Origin of the sequence: Planococcus kocurii, from assembly GCF_001465835.2 — a bacterium.
GTDB lineage: Bacteria > Bacillota > Bacilli > Bacillales_A > Planococcaceae > Planococcus > Planococcus kocurii.
Window position 1 is genome coordinate 3353513 of sequence record NZ_CP013661.2, and the last position, 24158, is coordinate 3377670.

A 24158-nucleotide genomic window follows, 5' to 3' on the forward strand; every position below is an offset into this window, starting at 1 on the left:
GAGGTCCGCTTATGCGGGCCTTTTCTTCTTCAAAATTGAAAGGATGAGACGATGAAAGATGTATATTTATTTAGTGGGTTTTTAGGAAGTGGCAAAACAACATTATTAAAAACAATGATTAGTCAAATGAAAGATAAAGGGTTAAAACCGGCAGTTTTCATGAACGAACTAGGCCAAATGAACATGGATTCGGATGCAGTAGAAGAGGGCATTCCACTGAAAGAAATTCTTGATGGATGCATCTGTTGTTCGGGATCAGAGAAATCAGAAGCGCAAATTCAAACATTATTGGCAGAAGAAGATTTTGATGTCCTACTCATTGAAACAACAGGTGCAGCACACCCCGTAGAAGCACTGGATGCTATTTTTTCCCCACTATTTGCTGAACAACTAAACTTTAAAGGCATTGTAACAGTAGCAGACAGCAAAAGATGGATGGATCGCAACAGCTTATCTCCACAAATTCGTTCGCTGTTTTTAGAGCAGATTCGCCATGCTGACCTACTACTGGCCAATAAAATGGATTTGTTGACAGAAGGACAGCAGGCCACTGTCGTATATGAAATCCAATCACTCAATCCAAAAGCACAAATCATCCAAACGATACACGCTAAAATACCATTCTCGGCATTAGAAAAATTGTCGCCATTACAAAATGAAGAGGTCGTCAAAGCACCTGTTTCAAAATTGAATTTAAATGCTAAGGTGTTGAAATTTGAGGCGCCAGTTCGAAGAGAGCTATTTGAAGAATGGCTACGTGCGCTACCAGATACGGTTTTTCGAATCAAAGGCTATGTACCGCTTGAAGGCGATAAATACCCTCATGCTTTTCAGTTTGCTTACGGAATGGCGCAATGGCTTCCCGAGTACATGAAAATGCAGAATCAAATTGTGATTATTGGAGAAGGGCTGGAAGGAGTCGAGCTTCCATGATTGAATCATATCGTAAGCTCTGGCCACAACGAGTAGCTGTACAACAAATCACCACTCAACAAGAACTCGAAAAATACGTACTTATCGAACTGAATGACGAACTGACTCATCCACGTGTTCGCAAAACCAAGCAGCAAAAGCTGGCGTTGGCTTTAGAGCGAATCGAGCAATCGGATTTGTCAGATTCAGAAAAAAGTGAATTAATCACACTGTATAATAAGCTTGCGAACCCATAAAGAGAACGCTATTAAAAAAGCAGGAGACGAAAAATCAATGATTTTTCGTCTCCTGCTTTTTTATGGTTTGGAATTAATAATCTTAGGTTGAACATGCTGCAATTTTTTTTGGATCAGTAGTAAACGGAGTGATAACGTAATCGCTCCTGCTGTTAAACCAACAATCAAGCCGATCCAATAACCGAAAGCTCCATAATCAGTGAAGTTTGCGAGTAAGTAACCTGTAGGTAGCCCAATAACCCAGTAAGAAATTAACGCCATGACGAAGGTAATGTTGACGTCTTTATAACCTCTAAGTGCCCCTTGGACGGGCGCTTGAATAGCATCTGACAATTGAAACAAAGCAGCAAACAGTAGGAACTGAACAGCCAGTTCGACCACTACAGGATCTGCCGAATACAAGGCTGCAATTTCACTACGCATAAAGAACAATACGCAAGCTGACAGGAAACTTAACGAAACAGCCGTGCCAACACTCAGCCAGCTATACTGCTTCGCATCCTGCAAACGCTTGGCACCGACTTCATAGCCTACAAGAATTGTGGCACCCATGGAAATGCTGAGCGGTAACATGTATAGCAAAGATGCAAAATTTAACGCAATTTGATGTGCGGCAATAGTGACAGTGCCGTAAACAGCCAGCATAAACGTGACGGCAGAGAAAATACTAGTTTCTACGAATATGGATATACCAATCGGCACGCCAATGCGACTAATCTCCATCCAGCGAGTTAATGACAATTTCGGCCAAGTCCGGAAGATATTATAGGAGTTGAACGGGCTTCTCGCGTGGATGATCCAGACTGCAATAACTAAAATCAGCCAGTAGGTAATAGCTGATGCAAGTCCAGCGCCCGGACCTCCGAGTTCTGGGAAACCAAAGTGTCCGAAAATTAGTAAGTAGTTAAAGAAAATATTGATAGGTGCTGATAAAAGCGAAATAACCATCGTTACGCGTGTAGCTCCAAGTGCATCGATATAAGAACGCAAAGCGTTATAGACAAAGAGCGGAAGTAACCCAATCGTCATTGCGAAAATATAGCGGCTCGCAACGTCGGCAACAGTCGGTTCGAGATCCATAAAGGCAATCAAGTAATCAATGCCAAGATAGAAGAAAGCGAAGACAATAGCAGCCAACAAAATAGCCAAATAAATCCCTTGTTGAACAGCTTGTTTTACTTGATCTTTTTTCTTAGCTCCCATCAATTGTGCTACAATTGGAGTAATGGACATGAGGATACCGGCAAGTCCGATGTAGACGGGAACCCAAAATGAGGACCCGATGGAAACGCCGGCTAAGTCTTCTGTTCCGTAGCGGGAAGTCATATAAATATCAAAAAACGTCACCATGTACATCGCTATTTGTGTGACGAGAATCGGGAAAACAATTTTCACTAAAAGCAGTAGCTTTTCTTTTTTGGTTCTTGTCTGGTACATATCTCGTTCCTCCCGCAATTTACCTTTAGTAAGTCAAACTTATGCATCAAATGTTATCGATCAAAGCGCAGCAAATTTTATACTATTTTGGACGGACGATTTCTAGCACACAGTCGGGATGTAAAAACGTTACAGCGCCAACTGCCCAGAAAACGTTATCATGAGATAAACTTACTCAATTACAATTTAGCAAATAAAATCCAGTATAGCATAGATAAGTATGCTTCAGGCATATCCTCTAAGCCAAATTAACAGATGAGAGTAGGACAAGAAATGAACAACAAAACAATTTTATTAACCGGAGGCGGAACAGCAGGACATGTTTCCTTGAATCAGGCATTGATTCCAGAATTAAAAAATTTAGGCTTTAACGTTGAATATATCGGTTCTAAAGACGGTATCGAAAATGAGCTAATCCGGGAGTCCTTCCCTTCCGTTCCTTACCATGCAATTTCTAGTGGTAAATTGAGACGCTATTTTTCAACTAAAAATTTCTCGGATCCATTTCGCGTAGGAGCGGGACTTATGCAAGCAGTTGCTATTATTCGTAAAACTAAGCCAGTAGCTATCTTTTCTAAAGGTGGATTTGTTTCTGTACCAGTCGTAATGGCAGGGCGTATGATGTCAATTCCGGTCATTATTCACGAATCGGACGTTACACCTGGATTGGCAAATAAAATTGCCTTACCTTTTGCTGATCATATCTTTACTGTATTCAAGGAAACTTTGGCGCATGTGCCAAGCAGCAAATCGACTTGCACGGGATCACTTATTCGTAGTGAACTTATGGAAGGCTCTGCAATAAAAGGACAGGAAATTTGTTCACTCGACAACGACTTACCGGTTCTACTGATCATGGGAGGTAGTCAAGGATCGGCTATGATTAACTCGGCCGTCCGCAACAACCTAGAGCGTTTGCTAAAGCAAGTTAATATCATCCACCTATGTGGTAAAGGAAATTACATGACAGAATTAGATCATCATTCAAATTATCGTCAATTTGAGTATGTCACGCATGAATTGCCACATCTATTACATCTGACAGATTTTGTCGTATCGCGAGCTGGTTCTAATTCCATATTTGAATTTTTGGCTTTGAAAAAACCAATGCTACTCGTTCCATTATCTATGCAAAAAAGCCGCGGCGATCAAATTCTGAATGCGAATTTATTTGAAAAACAAGGATTTGCACATGTTGTGGAAGAAGGACAGCTGTCTGCAGATCGTTTCATGGAAGAACTAGAGCGTTTACAAACGGATAAAGAGCAGCTAATTACAGCAATGACACAAGCAGAAGCCCCGATTACGGCGGCAGAAATGGCTAAATTAGTAGCAGTTCATACAAAATAATACCTAACTAATTTAAAGAGGTGATCAAAATGGAAATGACGTTGCTAAAAGTCCACGGCTCTATGAACACTTTTTATATGTTTGAAGGTGAGGAACATGAGGATTATGCACAATTGGCAATTCAGCTTTCTTCAATAGATCAAGACATCGATGGAATTTTAGTGATTTTGCCATCAACGATTGCTCATGCAAAAATGCGAGTTTTCAATACTGACGGTTCGGAAGCTTCCATGTGTGGAAATGGTCTCCGTTGCGTTGCTCGGTTTGTGTGTGAACGTGACGGTGTGACCGAAGCGGTGATCGAAACGATGAAAGCTTCTCTTCATGTTAAAAAAGAAGAAACCTTGAACGATAAAATCGAAACTTACGCCGTGGAAATCTCCCCGATATCATTTGCATTAAACAGTTTACCAATGAGTTACTTAAGTAACAGTGAATGGCTTCACAAACCATTGCCTTTTATATCGGAAGAAATTCCATTTTCAGCGGTATCTGTCCCCAATCCACATTTAATTGGCATCGTTCCAGCAGCATTACAGAAAGATACAAGCCATCAGCAAAAATGGGCACACTATTTTAATGAAGAAAACAATTATTTTTCAGATGGTGTTAACGTTAGCTATGTAACGCCAATAGAAAACGGAATCTTCGTACGGACGTATGAGCGGGGTGTTGGGTTTACAAATGCTTGTGGTACAGCAATGACAGCTTCGGCACTAATCAGCTGTCTAGCAGGGCTCGTGCCTTATGGCGACGTAACTGTATACAATCCAGGTGGCATGGTGAAATGTGCTGTCTCTAAAACAGAAGATACTATTCGTCTTCAACTAACTGGTAATGCGACGTATTTATCAGTTGTTAAATTTAACTGGTCTAGCAGTGGGGAAAATAGCTGCATTTTATCTACTGAACCTTTGGATGAGCAAACAGATTACAAAGAATTTATCGAACAAGTTACAACGCTTTCAAGTCAATTTGTGTAACGGAAAGCGGTGCGTTAGATGCGATTGCCTTTTACTACAGAACAACTGGATTCGCTTTACAAATTGAGCTTTAGAAGGAAATGTAAAAAGTAATATCTAATTGCCTTAAAAGTAGGTATGACACATACTTACCGTGATTATAATTTGTTTAGTGACCTGGGTGTGGCAATAGAAACCGAATTGACGCCAATCGTGTTTGAAGGTGAAACATTTGTGCTAGCGGTAACGAAAAACGTCGCCGCTCAGAAGAAGACTATTTGTTTTATGAGTCCTTGGTCCAAAAATAGGGTCTTTAGGGAATTAACGAGCGAACTGTTAGTAAAAAATGAGCTGAAAAAACGGAGAATATTCTGGAAAGCTACGAGGATACTCTTAATTACGCAGCGCTTGTCGCAATATGGGACGTCTCTGGTACGATAGAATTCGTCAATGATGATTTTAATGAATTAACGGGCTATGAGTCTGAAGAATTAAGTGGCTTAACTATCTCTAAAATAGGAAATACAAAAATTTCTGCAGAACAATACGACGAAATTCACAAAGTGATTTAGCCTGGACAAATTAAAAGCTTGAAGAAAAGCGGTAACTTTTTTTGGGTAGATAGTACAATCATTCCTTTAGTGAATGCAGACGGAAAGATTTATCAAGTTTATCAATCTTATTCGATGTGACAGATCGAAAACTGCTAGAAGAGCAGCTTCATTATATGGCGAAAGCCAAAGGCAAGGGAACTTGTCATTTCTATTCAAACTACTGACTAAATCCCTGTAAATTGGTCAGACGAGAGTAAGAAAATGGATAAAATCACTTTAAATCCTGTTATGTGAATCTTTTCACGAAAATGCTTTGTTTTTCAACGAGGAAGTAGTAAGATTGATAGGGAATTTTAAACTTGTCCTGCCTAAGCGCCTTCTGCTTTAAGTCTAATGGGATGCGTGATAAAATAGGCAAGACATATACAAATAAAGTGACTGCCGTCAAACAACTAGTTGGAGGTTTTTTAATGTCTAGCAATTATTCAGATGCAAAATCACCGTGGAGCTCCATTACGGGTCCTAACTTGGGATACATAATGGAAATGTATGACCTGTATCAAGAATCCCCGGAATTGCTTGATCCAGAATACGTTGAACTTTTTAAGCAATACGGATCACCTATTGAAGTTACTGTAGGCCACCAATCTTCAGCTACAACAGCTGTAGATCCGAATAATTTTGAAAAGGTTTTGGCTACTGTTCATCTAGCAGAAGCAATTCGTGCACATGGTCATTTGGCATCAGATATTTATCCGTTAAATGATCAACCAAAAGATACGAGTCGTATGGAACCATCAACATATGGCTTGAACGAACAAGATTTAACAGAAGTACCTGTAGCGTTAATTTTAAATAATGCACCAAGCAATGTAACAAATGGCTTGGAAGCGATTAATTATTTGAAATCTCTTTATACAGATAAAGTTGCTTTTGAATTTTCACACGTAATTCAGCCACAAGAACGCAGCTGGTTGCAGGAGAAAATCGAAGCAGGAGAAGTTAAACCAACACTCGATGCAGATAAGAAAAAACAAGTTCTTGATTTGTTAACTCGCGTTGAAGGTTTTGAAAAATTCGTTCACCGCACATTCGTCGGACAAAAACGCTTTTCTATTGAAGGTGTCGATTCATTAGTTGTCTTAATGGATGAGCTAGTTCAGTTATCTGAATCAGCAGGCACGAAAGACATCATGATCGGGATGGCGCATCGCGGTCGTTTAAATGTGCTTACGCATATTTTGAATAAACCATATGAGATGATGTTTGCCGGTTTCGCGCACGTAGGAGACGATGCTTTTCTACCAGAAGACGGTTCACTTCAAATCACTAAAGGTTGGTTTGGCGATGTGAAATACCATATGGGTGCAGCTTATAAGTCTGTAAATGGAACAAGCGTAAAACTCGCGTATAACCCTTCTCATTTGGAAATTGTCGGTCCCGTTGTAGTCGGGCAAACACGTGCTGCGCAGGAAGTAACGGATGAAACCGGTATCGCAAAAATGGATCCTAAAAAATCCTACGCGATACTTGTACACGGGGATGCGGCATTCCCAGGACAAGGTATCGTAACCGAAACATTAAATTTCAGTCGTGTTAAAGCCTATCAAACAGGTGGTTCTATTCATATTATTGCCAATAACTTGATCGGCTTCACGACAGAGCAATTTGATTCGAGATCAACACATTATTCTTCTGATCCTGCAAAAGGTTTTGAAGTGCCTGTCATTCATGTTAATGCGGATGAGCCTGAGGCAGTAGTTGCAGTTGCTCGTTTGGCCTTTGAATACCGTGCGAAATTTGGCAAAGATATACTAATTGATTTAATCGGTTATCGTCGATACGGACACAACGAAATGGATGAGCCATTAGTGACGAATCCAACCATGTATCATGGCATTCATCAGCATGATACAGTTCGTGAACTGTATGGTAAACAATTAGCAGCTGAAAAAGTGTTATCTGAGGCTGATGTGAAGAAACTTGATACTGATACTCAAAAAGAAATGCAAGAAGCTTATGACAAAGTGAAAGAAAACAAGTCTGCAGAATTCCCGAAACTTGAAATTCCGGAAGCTGTTTTAAACGGTTATCCTGAAGTGCCAACGGGCGTTGATAAAGCTGTCTTAACTAAAATGAACGAAGAATTATTGACTTGGCCAACCGACTTTTCAACTTTTGGTAAATTAGCTAAAATTTTAAAGCGTCGTGAAGAGCCTTTTAAAGGAAAAGGGAAAATTGATTGGGCGCATGCTGAAACACTTGCATTCGGTACGATTTTGCAAGACGGCAACCCCATTCGATTGACTGGTCAAGATGCACAGCGAGGCACATTTGCTCATCGTCACCTTGTTCTGCATGATGATAAAAACGGCAATGAACTCGTTCCATTGCATCACATTTCAGATGCTAAAGCATCATTTGTCGTTTACAACAGTCCACTCAGTGAAGCATCTGTATTAGGCTTTGAGTATGGTTACAATGTTGAAAATAATAAAGCATTAGTTATTTGGGAAGCTCAATATGGCGACTTCGCGAATATGGCACAAATGATGTTTGATCAATTCATTTCTGCGGGACGCGCGAAATGGGGACAGAAATCGGGCCTTGTTATGTTACTGCCTCATGGTTATGAAGGCCAAGGACCAGAACACTCAAGTGCACGCCTAGAAAGACATCTTCAAATGGCTGCTGAGAATAACTGGACAGTCGCGAATCTTTCTAGTGCAGCAAACTATTTTCATATTTTGCGCCGTCAGGCTAAAATGCTTGAGGAAGATTCGATACGTCCATTGATCATCGTTTCACCAAAATCACTGCTGCGTCATCCACTAGTAGGTGCGTCAGTAGATGATTTAACAGAAGGTCATTTTGAGACCATCATCGAACAGCCGAATATGGGCAAAGCTGTGAAAAAAGTGGAACGTATTCTTTTTGCAAGCGGTAAAATGGCGATTGACTTAGCAGAACGAGTGAAAGACGGAACGGATTATGAATGGGCACATATCGTCCGCGTAGAACAATTGTATCCATTCCCAGCTGAGAAGATTAAAGCGGTTATCGATCGTTATCCAAATGCTAAAGAATTAGCTTGGGTACAAGAAGAGCCACAAAACATGGGTTCGTGGACATTTGCAGATCCGTATTTACGCGAACTGTCAGACGGTAAAGAAGTGAAATACTTCGGGCGCACGCAGCGTCAAAGTCCGGCAGAAGGTGACGGAGAAGCGCATAAAGTAGAACAAACACGTATTATTGACGAAGCATTAGCTAAATTGTAAGGATAATCTAAGGAGGAATTTTTTGTGGCAGAGATCAAAGTACCAGAATTAGCAGAATCGATTACAGAAGGAACAATCGCTCAGTGGCTTAAACAGCCAGGCGAAACAGTTGAAAAAGGAGAATTCATCGTTGAGCTAGAAACAGATAAAGTTAACGTTGAAGTTATTTCTGAAGAAGCTGGAGTGGTTCAAGAACTTTTAGCACAAGAAGGCGATACGGTTGAAGTTGGACAAGTGATCGCGATCGTTGGTGAAGGTTCTGGCGAAGCTGCAGCACCTAAAACTGAAGAAGCTCCTAAATCGGAAGAGCCAGCTAAAACAGTAGCTCCTGCAACTCAAGAACCTGTAGAAAAAGATCCAGCAGCTGAAGAGCAATCTTCTTCTGACCGTACCATTGCAAGCCCAGCAGCTCGCAAATTGGCACGTGAAAAAGGAATCGATCTGGCTGCGATTTCTCCAGTAGATCCGATGGGCCGTGTACGCGTTCAAGATGTTGAAGCTCACGGATCAAAACCTGTAGCTAGTACACCTGCTGCAAAAGCAGAAGCACCTAAAACTGCTAAACCTTCTTCTGATGAAGAAAATGGTCGCGTTGTTCGTGAAAAAATGACAAGACGCCGTCAAACAATTGCAAAACGTCTTCTTGAAGTAAGACAATCGACTGCAATGTTGACAACATTCAACGAAATCGACATGACAAATGTTATGGCATTGCGTAGCCGCAAAAAAGATCAATTCCTTAAAAATAACGATGTGAAACTTGGCTTTATGTCATTCTTCACAAAAGCAGTTACTGCTGCACTAAAAAAATACCCATATGTTAATGCTGAATTAGAAGGTACAGATGTATTGCTAAAACAGTTTTACGATGTAGGAATTGCGGTTTCAACTGAAGAAGGACTTGTGGTACCGATCGTTCGCGACACGGACAAAAAGAACTTTGCTGAAATTGAAGCAACAATTGGCGAACTTGCTAAAAAAGCTCGCGATAAAAAGCTTTCAATCGCAGACATGACAGGCGGTTCATTCACAATTACGAACGGTGGCGTCTTTGGTTCATTACTATCTACACCGATTTTAAATGGTACGCAAGTAGGTATCCTTGGAATGCACTCAATTCAAAAACGTCCAGTAGCTATTGGTGATGAAGTTGAAATTCGTCCAATGATGTACGTGGCTCTTTCATACGATCACCGTGTAATTGATGGAAGCGATTCTGTTGGTTTCTTAAAAATGGTCAAAGACATGATCGAAAACCCAGAAGATCTATTGCTAGAATCTTAATAAATGATGTAAAAGATGGTCCTGCATTGCAGGACTATCTTTTTTTTGTCATGATAAAGGAAAGAGTAGTTTAAAGGCGGGAATGTTCTATGGATATTTCATTTTTAATCGAATTGATACAAAAGCATGGATACATAAGCATGTTCATATTCAACTGGCTTCTGTTATTTGGCTTACCCGTTCCAAATGAAGTAGCAGCGGCTTTATCAGGCGTGTTAACAGAAATTAGTGACTTTAAGCCAACGTATGCTTTTTTATCAGCGTATGCAGGATTGATTACTAGCAATACATTTGCTTATTTTATCGGTCGTAGCTTAGGGCATCGCTTGCTAATGCGATTAAGCGGCACCCGTCTGAAGCAACCTATCAGTCGATTTAGTGAGTTTCTGGAAAAAAGAGGAGAATGGGCAATTGCTCTTAGTTTTTTCCTGCCGGGTATTCGTTGGGCCATGCCTTATGTTGTGGGGGCTAACCGCTTTCCGGTTATGCGTTATATGATGTTTGCCTATACAGCTGGATTTGTCTGGCTGCTCGTTTATTTTAATGTCGGCAGAACATTTCCTTATGCCTATGAGACAATTCTCGAGCACGTACAAGTGTTTCTAATTTTACTGTCGTTTGTTGTTGTAATGGTTGTGCTATTGCGTTATTTGTATCTTGCGAAATTTACGAAAAAGTAACAAGGATATCCATCTAGTAAGAGTCTGTTTGAAATTAACCTGCTTTTTCCTTATACTGAAGAGAGACAGATAGAAAAGGATGAGGACAATGATTCATAACGAATGGTTAGCAAAAGAAACAATCAAAACCGTTACATGTAAGCATACAGACGCAGCTAAATTTTTGGTTTCGAATGTACTAACTGCAGGTAAAGAATATGAAGTTAAAAACGAAACCGAAGAATTCATTTTTGTAGTGGACAATACCGGAAAAATTGGTGGGTTCTATAAAACTTATTTCGAATCATAATAGAATGATGAAAAGTCGATGGCGTACATCGGCTTTTTGTGTGGAAAAGAGGAAATCCTAATGTCATTGATTGAGCAAGATATTGCAAATAGACAACAACGAAATCATGAAGAATACGATAAATTGATTGGTAAGTCAGGATATATTGCACCGGACGACCATCTTTGGCAAGACATTTTATCTGCAATTGTGTTACGGAAGCCTGTTCTATTAAAAGGACCAACGGGCGCCGGCAAGACAAAGCTTGCAGAAAGTATTTCATCGCTTTTTGGCCAGCCGATGCAAAGTATCAATTGTTCCGTAGATCTTGATGCAGAAGCGCTTTTAGGATTTAAAACGTTGGTACAGCGAGACGGACAAAGCATCATCGAGTTTGTTGAAGGACCTGTCGTGACAGCGATGAAAAAAGGCCATTTCCTTTATATTGATGAAATCAATATGGCTAAAGCAGAAACTTTACCAATTCTCCACAGCGCCTTGGACCATCGTCGAATGATGACCAATCCGTTTACAGGAGAAGTGATTGAAGCTCATCCTGATTTCGGTGTGATTTCAGCGATAAATGAAGGCTACATTGGGACTGCTCCTATGAATGAAGCATTAAAAAATCGATTTATTGCTTATCCGATTCCATATTTAACGGGTCAGCAATTAGCTGACTTATGGGACCGCGAATTCCCAGATGCAGAAGAAAGTTTGAAATCGTTTATCCTGAATTTAGCAGAGGATTTAATGAAACAAGTAAAAAATGGCTTATTATCAGAAGAAGCGGCTTCGATTCGAAGTTTGCTAGATGCAACGGCTCTATCTCAACATATGGACCCTCTGCGCGCAGTACAATACGCCATTGCAGAAAAATTAGATGATGAAAGTGAACGTGATTTGTTCATGGACTTGGCTCATACTTGGAAAAAGTAGGTGGAAATGATGGCATCAGTTAACCGCTTTATTCAGTTTAATAATGAAACCATCGATACGAAATTGCTTCACCAAATGGAAATGCTTGCGGGTGCACTGGCCGATGCACCTTATTTAAAAGTAACAACCCGTAAACTAGTAGAGTTGCGACCGTCAGAAGCTGCTATGTCGATTAGTGTCTTTTGGCGTCATCGTTCTAAGCGAGTCGAACGCAACGGTTATTTATCGGATATTTATTTAATGGCGGGTGGATTTTGGCGTGATTTCAGTTTAGCTGCGTGGCGCGAGTTTAAGAAAAGTAAGACGACTTTGCCCAATTTAAGGGAACAATTACTGTTATGTGCAGAAGAATTTCGGTTATCTGAAAAGATCAAGGCGGCTCGACCAGGAACAGTGGCAGCTTTTGACATAAGAGACATGGTTTATAAGGAATACCACAAAGACCAATCCAAACAAAATCTTAAAAAAGGCTTTAAAGCGGATTTTTTGATCAATGCGGCCTATTTGCGTTTGCGTAATGTTGAAATAGAAATGGAGGGCCTGCCTCGGGCATTATCTTTAATTTGGACTGAATTGTATGATGCGAAAACAACGATGGATTCTATAAGAGTCGTAGATCAAATAATGGACCGTGCTGAATTTATGTTTGAAACAGACGCAATCCACAGCTATTATACATTTGGCGAAGCGCTGGAAAAAGTGCCACCTTTTCATTACCATGAAGGGATTGAAAGTGACAGAGCAGAAGAACCAGAAGAAATTGACACCATTGAAGAATGGTTTCAGTCTTGGCACCGAGAAACCGAGATGAGTGAGGCCTCTGCGATGGAGTTTGAGCTTGAACGTGGCGACTCGCAGCTTGCTGAAGGTGGCAGGGAAGAAGAGGGCACAGGAGACGTGGAACAGACGGCAAAAGGCGATTCAAGAGGCGAACATTTAGAAGATGGTGATGCAGATGACCGACAAATGACAAGCAAGCCTAAAAAAGCAGAAGGTCAATTTGGCTCAGCGAATGATCAAGTGGTTTATTACGAATCGCGGAGTCAAGTAGACGGCGATCATCGCTTAGAAATTGAAGACTGGCGTCAAAAACAAGCGCCTTACGTACGTGCGTTATTAAAAGAATTAAAAAAACGAATGACACAAAGGCAAGAGGGTGTGCGTAGTAATCTGAACGCAGGCAGGTTATCAAAAAAGTTAGTGCCGCTTGCTATCGAAGAACGACCCAAACCATTTTACCGAAAAACAGCACCTTCTAAAGAATTAGATGCGGTTTTTTGTTTGTTGATTGATGGCTCTGCTTCAATGCTTGATAAGTTAGAAGAAACCAAACAAGCTGTGTTGTTGTTTCATGACGTGTTGCGTGGCTTGAATGTGCCACATGAAATTGTGCTGTTTTATGAGGATGCATACGAAGCAAGTGATGCTGAGCAGCCGAACTATTTTGAGTGGATGCATAAATTTGAAGACCGCGGCATAGACCATGCTAAAGAAATCGCTTCCTTTGAAGCCCATGAAGATAATCGGGATGGATTTGCTATTCGCTGGATGAATGGTCGGCTAAAGCGCCGGACTGAAAAACACCGGTTTTTACTGGTCTTTTCCGATGGTGAGCCATCTGCCTATAATTACGCGCAGAACGGCATAGTGGATACAGCAAACGCTGTAGCAGAAGCAAAAAAACAAGGCATTGAAGTGTTGCATCTGTTTTTAAGTAGTGAATCGATTTCTGAAGAGCAGGCAGCATTTTATCAGATGATGTATGGCAATAAATCCGTTAGTGCCGATTCTTTAGAACAGTTTGTTGAACAAACGTTGCGTTTGTTGAAGCGAAGCTTACATTTGGTAATTCAGACAGGCTGAAGGCGTATAAAGCTAAGCGCAAGTGCTTTTTTGACTCTTTTTCGTATAATGGATTGTAGTGATTTCCAGTTAATTGGATATACTGTCCGACCAGACACAAATACTGTCGGGTTTAGCTGAAATACTGTCGGAATAGAGCCTGATACTGTCGGATTTAGATGAAATACTGTCCAAACGACCTTATAGAATAAAATGCCTCTGAAGCTTTAGCTTCAGAGGCATTTTTGTCAGTTGTTATTTGATTCATGACCATCATGAATGGCGAGCAATCGCTGTTTTAAATCTTCTTCCATGCGACCGATTTCAATCTCAGCAGCTTTCCGGTTTCTGCGACCTTCTGACTGGATTTTTAAGGTTTCTTCAATTGTTTCTAATAGATTTTCTTGTGTTTTTTTCAAGGTGTCAATTTCAACAATGCCGCGCTCATTTTCACGAGCTGTTTCGATTGAATTCATTTTCAGCATTTCAGAGTTTTTCAACAGTAAGTCATTGGTAGTTGCAGTGACTTGCTTTTGAGCTTCAACAGCCTTTAACTGTTTGTTTAAAGTTAAAGCAATGGCGATTTGATTTTTCCATAATGGAATGGATGTCATGATAGATGACTGAATCTTCTCTGCGAGCGTCTGGTTGGTTTGTTGAATCATACGAATCTGTGGCGCGCTTTGAATGGTAATTTGGCGTGATAATTGTAAATCATAAAGGCGTTTTTCCAAACGGTCTACATACTGAACCATATCATTAACTTCTTGATAAACCATTTGGTCCTGTGACATTTCTGCTTTTTTACGTAGTGCTGGAATCGTTTCGCTCATAATTTCATCACGCTTAATTTCTGCAGCAGCGATGTAGACATTTAATGCTTGGAAATAAGTCTTGTTTTGGTCATAAAGCTGTTCGAGCATTTGCACATCATCGAGAAGTCCACGTTTGGAATGATCCAGTTGGATGCTGATGCGGTCCACTTGACTACTAAGCTTTTGGTATTTCGTCATCATTTCTTGGATCGAATACTTAGCTTTTGAAAAAATCTTGCGAATTCCTGATTTTTTACTTTGTGTCAACTCTTCAGGATTCAGTTCTTGTAACTTTTTCATCAAATCATTTAACACATCACCGACAGGACCAATGTCCTTGCTCTGCACATGATCAAGCATTTTATGCGAAAACTGGCTGAGTTGGTTTTGAGCATTGGCACCATAAGTAAGAATCGCTTCATTGTTCCCAATAGGAATTTGTTTAGCAAGCTCACGCGCTTTCGCTTGCTCGTCTTTTGATAAACGATCCATCAACGTAACAGGACGTTCTTCTGCTATCTCTCCAAGTGTTTGTTCCTGCGTTTTCATTTGCATACCAAAAGGGGATTCCAATAAATCATCTAACTCACTTCGAGTTGAAGGTTTTTCTGTCATCTTCCACGTCTCCCTCATGTTCAGATTCTGGCTGAACGAGTAATTTCTGATTGTTATGCTGGTCGACAGCCAATTGTGCATAATCTAATTCCATACGCAATTTTTCAATGTCGCTGGACAACACACGTTTTAAATCCTGCTCCATTACTTTGTTAAGTGATAGCAGCATTTCCCGTGTGTCTTGCAAAGCAATGCGCATTTCTTGGTCTTTAACTGGTTGTCCAACAAGCAACGTATATTTTTCTGTCAATTCAATTGCTGAATCTAAATGAGAATAAAAAAACGGTTCAGCTAAATAGAACTTCCTTGGGTTTTGTTGCACGATGAGTATGATTTTATTGGCAATTTTCGTCATATCCATCAACTGCTTAAAAGAAGAAATCGAACGAACTTTATAATAATTGCCTTGCAACTGTTTGATTTTTTCTTTGCCTTCTTTTATTTGGGTTCGCACATTTTTTAACTCGCTGCGCGTCATGCCAAGACTTTTGGAGTCCGTAGAAATTTGAACTTGCTTAAGGGTGCTGTTGCTAGCGATATAAGTTCCGGCTGCAACTGCTCCAGAAGCAATCAACCCAATTTCTGCACCTAAATAAAGGACTGGGAACATCACAGCCATTATCGGCAGGCTCACGGATTGTCTCTTAATAAAATTTTCAATTGGCTTTAAGGGCTTCATGCAAAGGACCTCCTTCACTGCTACTTAATCTATACGTCCTGCGCATTGAAAAGTTTCATTTCACTGCACTTGCTACTCTATATTTTACGTGAAACAAGAAGTCAATACAAACTTTCGAAACTCGTAAAAAAATGAATGAAACACTTTACAAGCCTATTAAGATTTGGCACAATGCTAACTAGGGAGAAATGAGGCTGTTGCATGCATGACATTATTTACATAAGAGCAAATTTTGAACCGTGGTGGATGTTTGAGGGATGGCAAGATCAAATTATTTCGCAACAACAGTTCACTTTAGCGGAAAACGCTAGAAACTGCCTTGAAGAATTAAAAAAAGAATTCAGCCAACGATTTGCTGAAAATGAGCAAAGAGAGGTAGCTTTTTCCTGCTATTGGAATGAAGAAGAAGTAGAGTACTGTGAATCATGTGAAGAAGATTTGCAAATATTTCACGGCTTGATTTGGTTATTTAATGGGAATCCTCAAACAAGTTTTTAGATTTGTTTGACATTTGTAGTCAATTTGATATAATAAATGAAACAATATGAAATCTTGACCAATCACAGCTATTCACATATTCCCAAAAGTGATCAGCAAGTAATGGTACTTTAGGGAATATGTGAATTTTTTTATTGAAAAAGATTCCATATTAAAATTTTTCTTACTACAGGAGGTAATTTACATGCAAGAAGGAACAGTAAAATGGTTTAACTCAGAAAAAGGCTTTGGTTTTATCGAAGTTGAAGGCGGAGACGATGTATTCGTACATTTCTCAGCAATTCAAGGTGACGGCTTTAAAACGCTTGACGAAGGGCAACGTGTTGAATTCGAAGTAGAAGAAGGCAACCGTGGACCACAAGCGACAAACGTAACTAAAGCATAATAACCAAGAACCGCTCTTTCGGGAGCGGTTCTTTTTAATGGAATGAAAAAAGGTAATGTCCGTTAGCAATTGATTAGCTTTAATCGGTAAGGTTTTTATTAAGTGTCAGAAGGGTATAAAAAGATGACTGGATAAAGACGATATGGGAGGTTTTCAAAATGGAAGGCAAAGTGAAATCATTTGATGAAAATAAAGGGATCGGTATGATCCTAGGTGACAACGGGGAAGACTTTTTTTTCGAGGAAATGAATATTAACGTAGAAGGATTCCGAAAATTGAATCCAGGTCAACCAGTAAAATTCACCATTTTTGAAGGTGTAGCTGATAAAGAACGTGTAGCCACTAATATTACCTTAGTATTTTAATGGTTAACAGAATGCCCAAGGGGGACAAGCAAATGACGAATGAGTATTTGAAAAAACCGATGCCAAGTGAAGAAAAGCAGCATGACTTTTACCAGAAGTTACGGTTAAAAGTGCAGAACTGGGTAGATAGTAAACCGGGGGTTGTCGGAACAGTGAGCGGGTATGTTTTGTTTGCTCCTGATTTGTTCCATTTGTTAACGAGGTTAATGCTAGATAGCCGAATTGATTCGAAAAGTAAAGCGGCTATTGGTGCTGGGATTATGTATTTTATCGCACCCATTGATTTCTTGCCAGAGATTCTCGTAGGACCTGGTGGATTTTTGGATGATGTTGTTGTTGCGGTATTCGTTATCAATACGATGTTAAACAAATTCCCAACAGAAGTCATTACCGACCACTGGGCAGGCGACGAAGATCTATTAGCGCTTGTTAAAAAAGTATCAAATTCAGGAAACAAATACGTTTCCAAATTACCTGCAGGTAGATTAGTAAAACGTTTCACCAAATAAACAATAAAAAAAGCTAAAGATCTGTACAGATCTTCAGCTTTTTTTTGCCTAACAGAAAAAAACAGGCTCCCTCAGTCGTGCGAGAGGAGCCTGTTTTAAGTCAACTAAACGATTGATTAGTTTGCAATGCCTTGCGTTTCTTTCCATTCTAAATATTCATCGTAGCCTAATTGCTTATCAAGAATTGAACCGTCTTCACGGATTTCAATGACACGGTTTGCAACGGTTTGGATAAACTGATGATCATGAGAAGTAAAGACCATGGCGCCTTTAAAAGCAATCATGCCGTTATTTAATGCTTGAATCGATTCAAGGTCCAAGTGGTTTGTTGGCTCATCTAATAATAGAACGTTAGAATGAGAAAGCATCATTTTCGAAAGCATACAACGTACTTTTTCGCCACCAGATAAAACAGAAGGTTTCTTTTTCACTTCTTCACCGGAGAATAGCATTCTACCAAGGAAGCCGCGCAAGAAAGTTTCGCTTTCGTCTTCAGGTGAGTACTGACGAAGCCAGTCTACTAAGGATGTTTCGCTGCCTTCAAAGTAGGATGTGTTGTCGAGTGGCAAGTAAGCACGTGACGTTGTCACACCCCAACGGCTGTCGCCTGTTTCGGGTTGGTCTTCTTCAGCAAGAATACGAAGAAGCGCGGATTTAGCAAGTGGATCGCCAATCAAGACAATTTTGTCTTCTTTGCTCATATTAAAGCTAATGTTGTTTAACAATTTCTTGCCGTCTACAGTTTGACTAAGATCTCTAACTGTCAACACATCGTTGCCGATTTCACGGCCGACCGTAAAGTTAACAAACGGGTATTTACGAGAAGACGGACGAATATCATCCAGCTCAATTTTATCAAGCATTTTTTTCCGTGATGTCGCTTGCTTCGATTTAGATGCATTGGCAGAAAAGCGGGCGATAAAGGCTTGAAGTTCTTTGATTTTTTCTTCTTTTTTCGAGTTTTGATCTGATGCTAAACGCGTCGCTAATTGACTTGATTCGTACCAGAAATCATAGTTACCTACATACAGCTGAATTTTACCGAAATCAAGATCGGCGATATTCGTGCACACTTTGTTCAAAAAGTGACGGTCATGTGATACAACGATGACTGTGTTCGTGAAGTTCATTAAGAAGTCTTCTAGCCATTGAATAGCTTTCAAATCTAGATGGTTTGTTGGCTCATCCAGTAATAGAACATCTGGTTTACCAAACAAAGCTTGTGCCAAAAGCACTTTTACTTTATCTGACCCTGAAAGTTCAGCCATTGTTTTGTCGTGAAGATCCTCAGAAATGCCAAGTCCTTGCAAAAGAATAGCTGCTTCAGATTCTGCTTCCCATCCGTTAAGTTCAGCGAATTCGCCTTCAAGTTCAGCTGCGCGCATGCCATCTTCGTCAGAAAAATCTTCTTTCATATAAATAGCGTTTTTCTCAGACATGACTTCATATAATTTTTTATGGCCCATAATAACTGTTTCAAGGACAGCGTGCTCTTCGTACTCAAAGTGGTTTTGTTTTAATACCGCTAAGCGTTCACCAGAACCCATATAGACATTTCCAGACTGTGCTTCAAGTTCACCAGAAAGAATTTTGATGAATGTCGATTTACCAGCACCATTGGCACCAATTAATCCGTAGCAATTACCAGGGTTAAATTGAATATTTACATCCTCGAATAGTTTGCGATCACCAAAGCGAAGACTCACATCGTTTACTGCTATCATTTATACGTACCTCCCAAATTTCACAATAAGATTAGTATACCACGAAATCCACGGAAATCGATAGCAATCGCCCGTGGTCTCGGATAAACTAAAAATAGAAGCAGGTTTTATCTGGATTTGCGTTCTAAATAAGCTTCCAACATACCTAGCTCTTTATTTAATAAGTATTCCATCTGAACATAATCACGTCGACCGGGAATATGCTCTTGGGTCAGGCCTTTCATCGAATAGATAAAATAATAGCCACCAATTTGACGGAATAAAACGACGACATGAGGAAATTCATCGAAAATTGCTTTTATATTATAGCGCTTTGCGTAACTCCAATTTACGAGTTTCATTGACAACCCGCCTTTCACACCTCTATTTTAAATGAACAGACGGTGGGAACACAAGTTTGTATTCATTTATAAAATAAAGAAAGTTTGAGTAAAAAATAAAAATTATAGTAGGATTATAATAGAATTGAGTGAAGATAGAGAAATGATGCTGACCAACATTTTTTGAAAGGATTGCTTTCACATAAATTATTGCTAAAATTCTTAAAAGTTAGGCCTTTTTATGTAAATTTCATGATAACAGACTAGCATCGTTTATCGCAGTCGGTAACTTACCGAGTTTAGTAATTGCTATTTCGCTATGCGGAATTTTTCTGAATGCCTTGTTTATCATGTTTAGTAGAAAGCGATAATTGCTATCTTGTTTTTCTTATTGCACAATAAAAAAGATTAATCGATTTTTCCAGGTTCCATCTCAAACAAAGCTTTTATGGATTTAAATTGCATCGAAACAAGCCAAGAAAGATAAAGAGATATTAAAGGAAAGATGATACACCAGGACGAGACCATCGTAAATGACAATTCTGAATCTGGAAAAAAAGTTGTGAAATACCAATAATTATAGCTCAAAGTTAAAATCAATGTTGCAATCGGTCCAATGTAGATTCGTCTAGTGAAAATGGACAGCAAAATTCCGATTCCAATAACAATGATGGGAACGACTAGCAATTGCATAATGATTGGGTCAATAGATTCAATAAACTTCAATCGAGTACCTCCCTGAAAACGAAGAATAAAGTAAGAAAATCTAAATCAATTGTTTTATTAGTTGAATAATCAGTTTATTTTAATGGGTAAAAAAAGCTGACACATTAAGCGTCAACTTTTTCCCAAGTAGAGGTAAGAAATTCATCGCGACCAGATGCTGCTCGGTCGTTTTTGTAGTGTTCGGGATTTTTCTTGTGAAAGTCTTGATGATAATCTTCAGCTGGGTAAAAAGGTGTGGCCTCGCGGATTTCAGTGACAACCGGTTTAGTGAAACGTCCGCTGTCGTTGAGTTCCTGCTTTGACTTTTCCGCAATCACACGTTGGCGTTCATTATGAACGAAGATGGATGCACGATAAGAGGGACCACGGTCTTGAAATTGACCTTCGTCGTCTGTCGGATCAATTTGTTGCCAAAAAATATCGAGTAATTGTTCGTAAGAAAAGACATCAGGTTGGAAAGTGATTTCCACAACTTCCAAATGACCTGTTGTTCCAGATTTTACTTGTTCGTATGTAGGATTTTCAACATGTCCCCCACTATAGCCTGAAACGATCTGTTCAATGCCGTCAAACTGATCGAACGGTTTGACCATGCACCAAAAACAGCCGCCAGCAAATGTCGCTTTTTCCGTCATTTAATCGTCTCCTGTCAGCTTGATAAGAAGAATCTTACCACTCTAGTGGATTTCCGACAATGAAAATGTCTTCTCTATTAATACTAGCAGTGGAACGCTTCCTTTAGCTTACTGAATTTCGGTATAATAATGTGCTGATGGTGAACGACCGCCAAGTATATTCACGGAATGGGGACCAGCACTATTTATTTTATGTCCAGCTGCGCTATTTAAAAAATGTCGAAACTTAATAATCACGATAACGTCTTATTGACGTGAAAGTTTAGAAAGGAGTGCATTCCTTATGGAAGAAGAATTACAACCCATTAAAAGAAAAAGACGCAGAAAAAGAAGATTTCGACTGCGTGGTATCATCTTCCTGCTCCTGATTGTCTTGGTCGCTATTGGTACTTATGCATTCATACAATTTAAAAATGGTGAAAGTTTGGCAGATCAATCACAACAAGACCCTGTTATCTTCAATGAAGACGAAGCAAATGGAGAATATGAAAATATTTTAGTGCTAGGTGTGGATTCACGCGGGGAGGAGAAGTCTCGTACAGATACGATGATGCTCGTAACACATGACAAAGTGAACGGCGAAATTAAATTAACTTCATTTATGCGGGACATTTATGCAGATATTCCGGGCTATCAATCTTATAAACTTAATACCGCTTATTATTTGGGCGGTGTTGATTTACTTGCAGAAACGTTAAGAGGTATGTTTGGTGTAGAAATTCATCACTATGCACTGATCGATTTTTCGAGTTTTGAAAGTCTTGTTGATGTAGCTGCACCAAATGGTGTGGAAATTGATGTCGAAAAAGAAATGTCTGAACATATCGGTGTTTCTTTAACACCAGGTGTTCAAAAATTAACTGGTAAAGAACTTTTAGGATATGCTCGTTTTCGTGCCGATAACGAAGGAGATTTTGGACGAGTACGTCGTCAACAGCAAGTTATTACAGCGATGAAAGATGAAATGGCTAGTGTTACGGCTATTCCAAAACTTCCTAAGTTAGCTGGAGCATTACAAGGTTATGTCCAAACCGATATGCCGTTACTGGACCAAGTGAAGTTAGCGGCGCAATTAGCAACTGGAGGAGGCGGGGAAGTTGAACGATTGACTTTGCCGGTTGAAAACAGCTATAGCTATGGGAATTATTCTCACGCGGGCTCAGTTTTGGATATCGATGTTGAACAAAACAAACAGGCGTTACGCGAATATTTGTCGCAACCCTTAGACTAACTTTGTTATAATTATGCTAATATGAGACTATAAAGTTTATTCAGAAAAGAGGAAGCTTATGCAGTCAGAGGACAAGCCATCATTCTTTGCTACTAGTTATATTCGCTTTTTAGGGGGAAGAAACACCCTATTCACGCTAATTTCGTTGCTTTTGCTCGGATTGGTGGTATATATTTTTAGAGAAGTTTCATTCTTGTTTCATCCTATTAGCGTTTTCATGAAAACAGTCGTGCTGCCGATTGTATTGGCATTGGTTTTCTTCTATTTATTGCGACCGATTTTGCGTATGTTGGAGAATTTTAAAATAGCGCGTATTTGGGGAATCGTTATTATTTTTCTTGGCGTAATTGGACTAATCACCTTACTAATCGTCTTGGTTTTTCCTTTTTTACGCTCCCAATTTGAAACATTAATCGTTGATTTCCCAACATATTTTATGCAATTATTGACGAATGTAGATGGATTTTTGAGAACATCATTTGTCGGCGACTACTATAGTGAATCTAATTTCACGATTGATACCTTACTTGCTACGTTGCCTGCAAATATAGCAGATACGTTGCAAAATACAGTAACCAGTGTCATTACTGGGATTACGGGGTTAATTTCGACGATTACGGGCGTTATTTTGTCGATTGTTATTGTTCCATTTATCTTGTTTTATCTTTTAAAAGATGGCGAAAAATTGCCGGATTATTTCTTGAAACTTTTGCCGCCAAGATTCCGCGATGATACACGTGAAGTATTCGCAGAAGCAGATAAGCAACTAGGTGCTTATATTCAAGGTCAGTTAATTGTTGCATTTTGTATTGGTGTCATGGTTTATATTGGATTTTTGATTATCGGTATGGAGTATGCATTATTATTAGGAGTCCTAGCAATGGTTACGAGTGTTGTTCCTTATATCGGTCCGGCAATTGCTATTGCACCAGCTGCTATTATTGCTTTAGTAACGTCACCATTCATGCTCGTCAAGCTGGCGGTTGTTTGGACTGTTGTACAATTAGTTGAAGGCAACTTGATTTCACCGCAAGTCATGGGCAAGACCATGTTTATCCATCCAGTGACAATTATTTTCGTCTTATTAACAGCAGGTTCCTTGTTTGGCGTCGTCGGTGTAATTCTAGGAATACCGATGTACGCTTTAGTGCGGGTATTGGTTTCTCATTTTTATAAATTGTTTAAACGTCGCTATAATCGACACGAAATCAATTTAGAAAATCAATACGATTATACAGATTTTTAGTCGTGTTTCAAAATGATCGAATTGTGGTATATAAGTACTAACAAAAGTTGGGGGTTTCCACGATATGAAGTTTAAAGATTTTTTATCATCTATTGGCATTGGGTCACTAAAAGTGAATACAGTGGTTGAAATGCCACATTTAGAAGAAGGCGAAACACTGAATGGTACGATTTATCTTGATGGTGGGGACGGAGAACAGACAATTGATTTTATCGAATTGAATGTCATAAGACTCGTTGAAGATACACGAGATGACAGCGACTTTGATTTTTTTGAAACCATCATTGCGAAACAATCAATGGAGTTTGCAGGATCGGTCAAGTCAAAAGACACGGTCATGCAGCAATTTGAAATTGTTCCAGATGAGCGTTGGATGTTAGAACACCCAAAAGCTAAATTGATTTTACGAACTATTGTCCATGTCAAAAATGGCGTTAATGCAAGAGATGAAGACCTTATCACATATGGGCCGTTAGAGAGCTGAAATACAGCTCTCTTTTTTTTATGTAATGAAAGCGAAAGAATTTCTTAATTGAAAAGCAATACAGTCAAATGTGTTAATAATAATATTATGTGAACTCAAAAGAGCCTATTTATCCCATACAAATCAACTGAAAAGTTACAGAGGCTCTGTTTTTATTTAC

Annotated in this window: 25 protein-coding genes; 18 read left to right on the plus strand and 7 right to left on the minus strand. The window is 39.5% G+C overall.

The annotated features are described in order from the left end of the window. Window positions 1-51 precede the first annotated feature (51 nt). Both AUO94_RS16390 and AUO94_RS16395 read left to right on the plus strand, forming a co-directional pair. Window positions 52-933 carry a CobW family GTP-binding protein gene (locus AUO94_RS16390; protein ID WP_058385241.1) on the plus strand — a complete coding sequence of 294 codons (882 nt, stop codon included), beginning with the start codon at window positions 52-54 and terminating at the stop codon, window positions 931-933. Further along, the gene (locus tag AUO94_RS16395) at window positions 930-1169 is read left to right on the plus strand and encodes a hypothetical protein (protein WP_058385242.1); all 240 of its coding nucleotides are present in this window, start codon (window positions 930-932) and stop codon (window positions 1167-1169) included. Before AUO94_RS16390 ends, AUO94_RS16395 begins: the two co-directional genes overlap by 4 nt. Before the next feature lie 60 nt (window positions 1170-1229). Here the strand turns inward: AUO94_RS16395 and AUO94_RS16400 are convergent, their stop codons facing one another. After that, complete coding sequence (locus AUO94_RS16400) at window positions 1230-2606, minus strand: MATE family efflux transporter (RefSeq protein WP_058385243.1); 1377 nt, start codon at window positions 2604-2606, stop codon at window positions 1230-1232. A 273-nt stretch (window positions 2607-2879) separates the two neighbouring features. Between AUO94_RS16400 and AUO94_RS16405 the strand changes: the two genes are divergently transcribed. The 9 genes from AUO94_RS16405 to AUO94_RS16445 all read left to right on the plus strand — a co-directional run bounded on the left by AUO94_RS16405 (window position 2880) and on the right by AUO94_RS16445 (window position 13787). Beyond that, a complete protein-coding gene (locus tag AUO94_RS16405) occupies window positions 2880-3956 on the plus strand; it encodes an undecaprenyldiphospho-muramoylpentapeptide beta-N-acetylglucosaminyltransferase (RefSeq protein WP_058385244.1) in 1077 nt (358 codons plus the stop codon). A 29-nt stretch (window positions 3957-3985) separates the two neighbouring features. Beyond that, window positions 3986-4939: a diaminopimelate epimerase gene (dapF, locus tag AUO94_RS16410; protein ID WP_058385245.1), complete on the plus strand. Its 954-nt coding sequence runs from the start codon at window positions 3986-3988 to the stop codon at window positions 4937-4939. Window positions 4940-5334: 395 nt separating this feature from the next. Next, entirely contained in the window at window positions 5335-5490 is a 156-nt protein-coding gene (locus AUO94_RS17650; protein ID WP_237150223.1) for a PAS domain S-box protein, read from the plus strand. Window positions 5491-5942: 452 nt separating this feature from the next. Then, window positions 5943-8753: a 2-oxoglutarate dehydrogenase E1 component gene (locus AUO94_RS16420; RefSeq protein ID WP_058385247.1), complete on the plus strand. Its 2811-nt coding sequence runs from the start codon at window positions 5943-5945 to the stop codon at window positions 8751-8753. A 24-nt stretch (window positions 8754-8777) separates the two neighbouring features. Further along, entirely contained in the window at window positions 8778-10037 is a 1260-nt protein-coding gene (gene odhB, locus AUO94_RS16425; protein ID WP_058385248.1) for a 2-oxoglutarate dehydrogenase complex dihydrolipoyllysine-residue succinyltransferase, read from the plus strand. A gap of 89 nt (window positions 10038-10126) precedes the next feature. After that, window positions 10127-10717: a DedA family protein gene (locus AUO94_RS16430; protein ID WP_058385249.1), complete on the plus strand. Its 591-nt coding sequence runs from the start codon at window positions 10127-10129 to the stop codon at window positions 10715-10717. Window positions 10718-10805: 88 nt separating this feature from the next. Continuing rightward, window positions 10806-11006 carry a DUF6501 family protein gene (locus AUO94_RS16435; protein ID WP_058385250.1) on the plus strand — a complete coding sequence of 67 codons (201 nt, stop codon included), beginning with the start codon at window positions 10806-10808 and terminating at the stop codon, window positions 11004-11006. A gap of 60 nt (window positions 11007-11066) precedes the next feature. Continuing rightward, window positions 11067-11924: an ATP-binding protein gene (locus AUO94_RS16440; RefSeq protein WP_058385251.1), complete on the plus strand. Its 858-nt coding sequence runs from the start codon at window positions 11067-11069 to the stop codon at window positions 11922-11924. Between the two features lie 9 nt (window positions 11925-11933). Continuing rightward, window positions 11934-13787: a vWA domain-containing protein gene (locus AUO94_RS16445; RefSeq protein ID WP_058385252.1), complete on the plus strand. Its 1854-nt coding sequence runs from the start codon at window positions 11934-11936 to the stop codon at window positions 13785-13787. A 227-nt stretch (window positions 13788-14014) separates the two neighbouring features. Here AUO94_RS16445 and AUO94_RS16450 read toward each other — a convergent pair whose 3' ends face one another. Continuing rightward, on the minus strand, window positions 14015-15196 hold the full coding sequence (locus AUO94_RS16450) for a toxic anion resistance protein (RefSeq protein ID WP_058385253.1): 1182 nt from the start codon (window positions 15194-15196) through the stop codon (window positions 14015-14017). After that, the gene (locus AUO94_RS16455) at window positions 15168-15875 is read right to left on the minus strand and encodes a 5-bromo-4-chloroindolyl phosphate hydrolysis family protein (protein ID WP_058385254.1); all 708 of its coding nucleotides are present in this window, start codon (window positions 15873-15875) and stop codon (window positions 15168-15170) included. Before AUO94_RS16455 ends, AUO94_RS16450 begins: the two co-directional genes overlap by 29 nt. A gap of 201 nt (window positions 15876-16076) precedes the next feature. On the opposite strand from AUO94_RS16455, the gene AUO94_RS16460 reads away from it, so the two are divergent. The 4 genes from AUO94_RS16460 (at window position 16077) to AUO94_RS16475 (ending at window position 17632) form a co-directional block, all read left to right on the plus strand. Continuing rightward, window positions 16077-16373 (plus strand): DUF1033 family protein, encoded by a 297-nt coding sequence (locus AUO94_RS16460; protein ID WP_058385255.1) that lies wholly within the window; start codon window positions 16077-16079, stop codon window positions 16371-16373. Between the two features lie 184 nt (window positions 16374-16557). Continuing rightward, window positions 16558-16758 (plus strand): cold-shock protein, encoded by a 201-nt coding sequence (locus tag AUO94_RS16465; RefSeq protein ID WP_058385256.1) that lies wholly within the window; start codon window positions 16558-16560, stop codon window positions 16756-16758. 158 nt (window positions 16759-16916) lie between these two features. Further along, window positions 16917-17123: a cold-shock protein gene (locus AUO94_RS16470; protein ID WP_058385257.1), complete on the plus strand. Its 207-nt coding sequence runs from the start codon at window positions 16917-16919 to the stop codon at window positions 17121-17123. Between the two features lie 32 nt (window positions 17124-17155). Then, entirely contained in the window at window positions 17156-17632 is a 477-nt protein-coding gene (locus AUO94_RS16475; RefSeq protein ID WP_058385258.1) for a YkvA family protein, read from the plus strand. A gap of 116 nt (window positions 17633-17748) precedes the next feature. Here the strand turns inward: AUO94_RS16475 and AUO94_RS16480 are convergent, their stop codons facing one another. From AUO94_RS16480 to msrA, 4 genes are all read right to left on the minus strand, one after another. Then, entirely contained in the window at window positions 17749-19356 is a 1608-nt protein-coding gene (locus AUO94_RS16480) for an ABC-F family ATP-binding cassette domain-containing protein (protein WP_058385259.1), read from the minus strand. A 107-nt stretch (window positions 19357-19463) separates the two neighbouring features. After that, window positions 19464-19697 (minus strand): hypothetical protein, encoded by a 234-nt coding sequence (locus AUO94_RS16485; RefSeq protein ID WP_058385260.1) that lies wholly within the window; start codon window positions 19695-19697, stop codon window positions 19464-19466. Between the two features lie 387 nt (window positions 19698-20084). Continuing rightward, on the minus strand, window positions 20085-20402 hold the full coding sequence (locus AUO94_RS16490) for a hypothetical protein (protein ID WP_058385261.1): 318 nt from the start codon (window positions 20400-20402) through the stop codon (window positions 20085-20087). 104 nt (window positions 20403-20506) lie between these two features. Then, on the minus strand, window positions 20507-21037 hold the full coding sequence (gene msrA, locus AUO94_RS16495) for a peptide-methionine (S)-S-oxide reductase MsrA (protein ID WP_058385262.1): 531 nt from the start codon (window positions 21035-21037) through the stop codon (window positions 20507-20509). 283 nt (window positions 21038-21320) lie between these two features. On the opposite strand from msrA, the gene AUO94_RS16500 reads away from it, so the two are divergent. The 3 genes from AUO94_RS16500 to AUO94_RS16510 all read left to right on the plus strand — a co-directional run bounded on the left by AUO94_RS16500 (window position 21321) and on the right by AUO94_RS16510 (window position 23998). Next, entirely contained in the window at window positions 21321-22268 is a 948-nt protein-coding gene (locus AUO94_RS16500) for an LCP family protein (RefSeq protein ID WP_058385263.1), read from the plus strand. A 58-nt stretch (window positions 22269-22326) separates the two neighbouring features. After that, entirely contained in the window at window positions 22327-23514 is a 1188-nt protein-coding gene (locus tag AUO94_RS16505) for an AI-2E family transporter (protein ID WP_058385264.1), read from the plus strand. Between the two features lie 64 nt (window positions 23515-23578). Beyond that, window positions 23579-23998, plus strand: coding sequence for a sporulation protein (locus AUO94_RS16510; RefSeq protein WP_058385265.1), 420 nt, complete (start codon window positions 23579-23581; stop codon window positions 23996-23998). The last annotated feature ends 160 nt before the right edge of the window (window positions 23999-24158 follow it).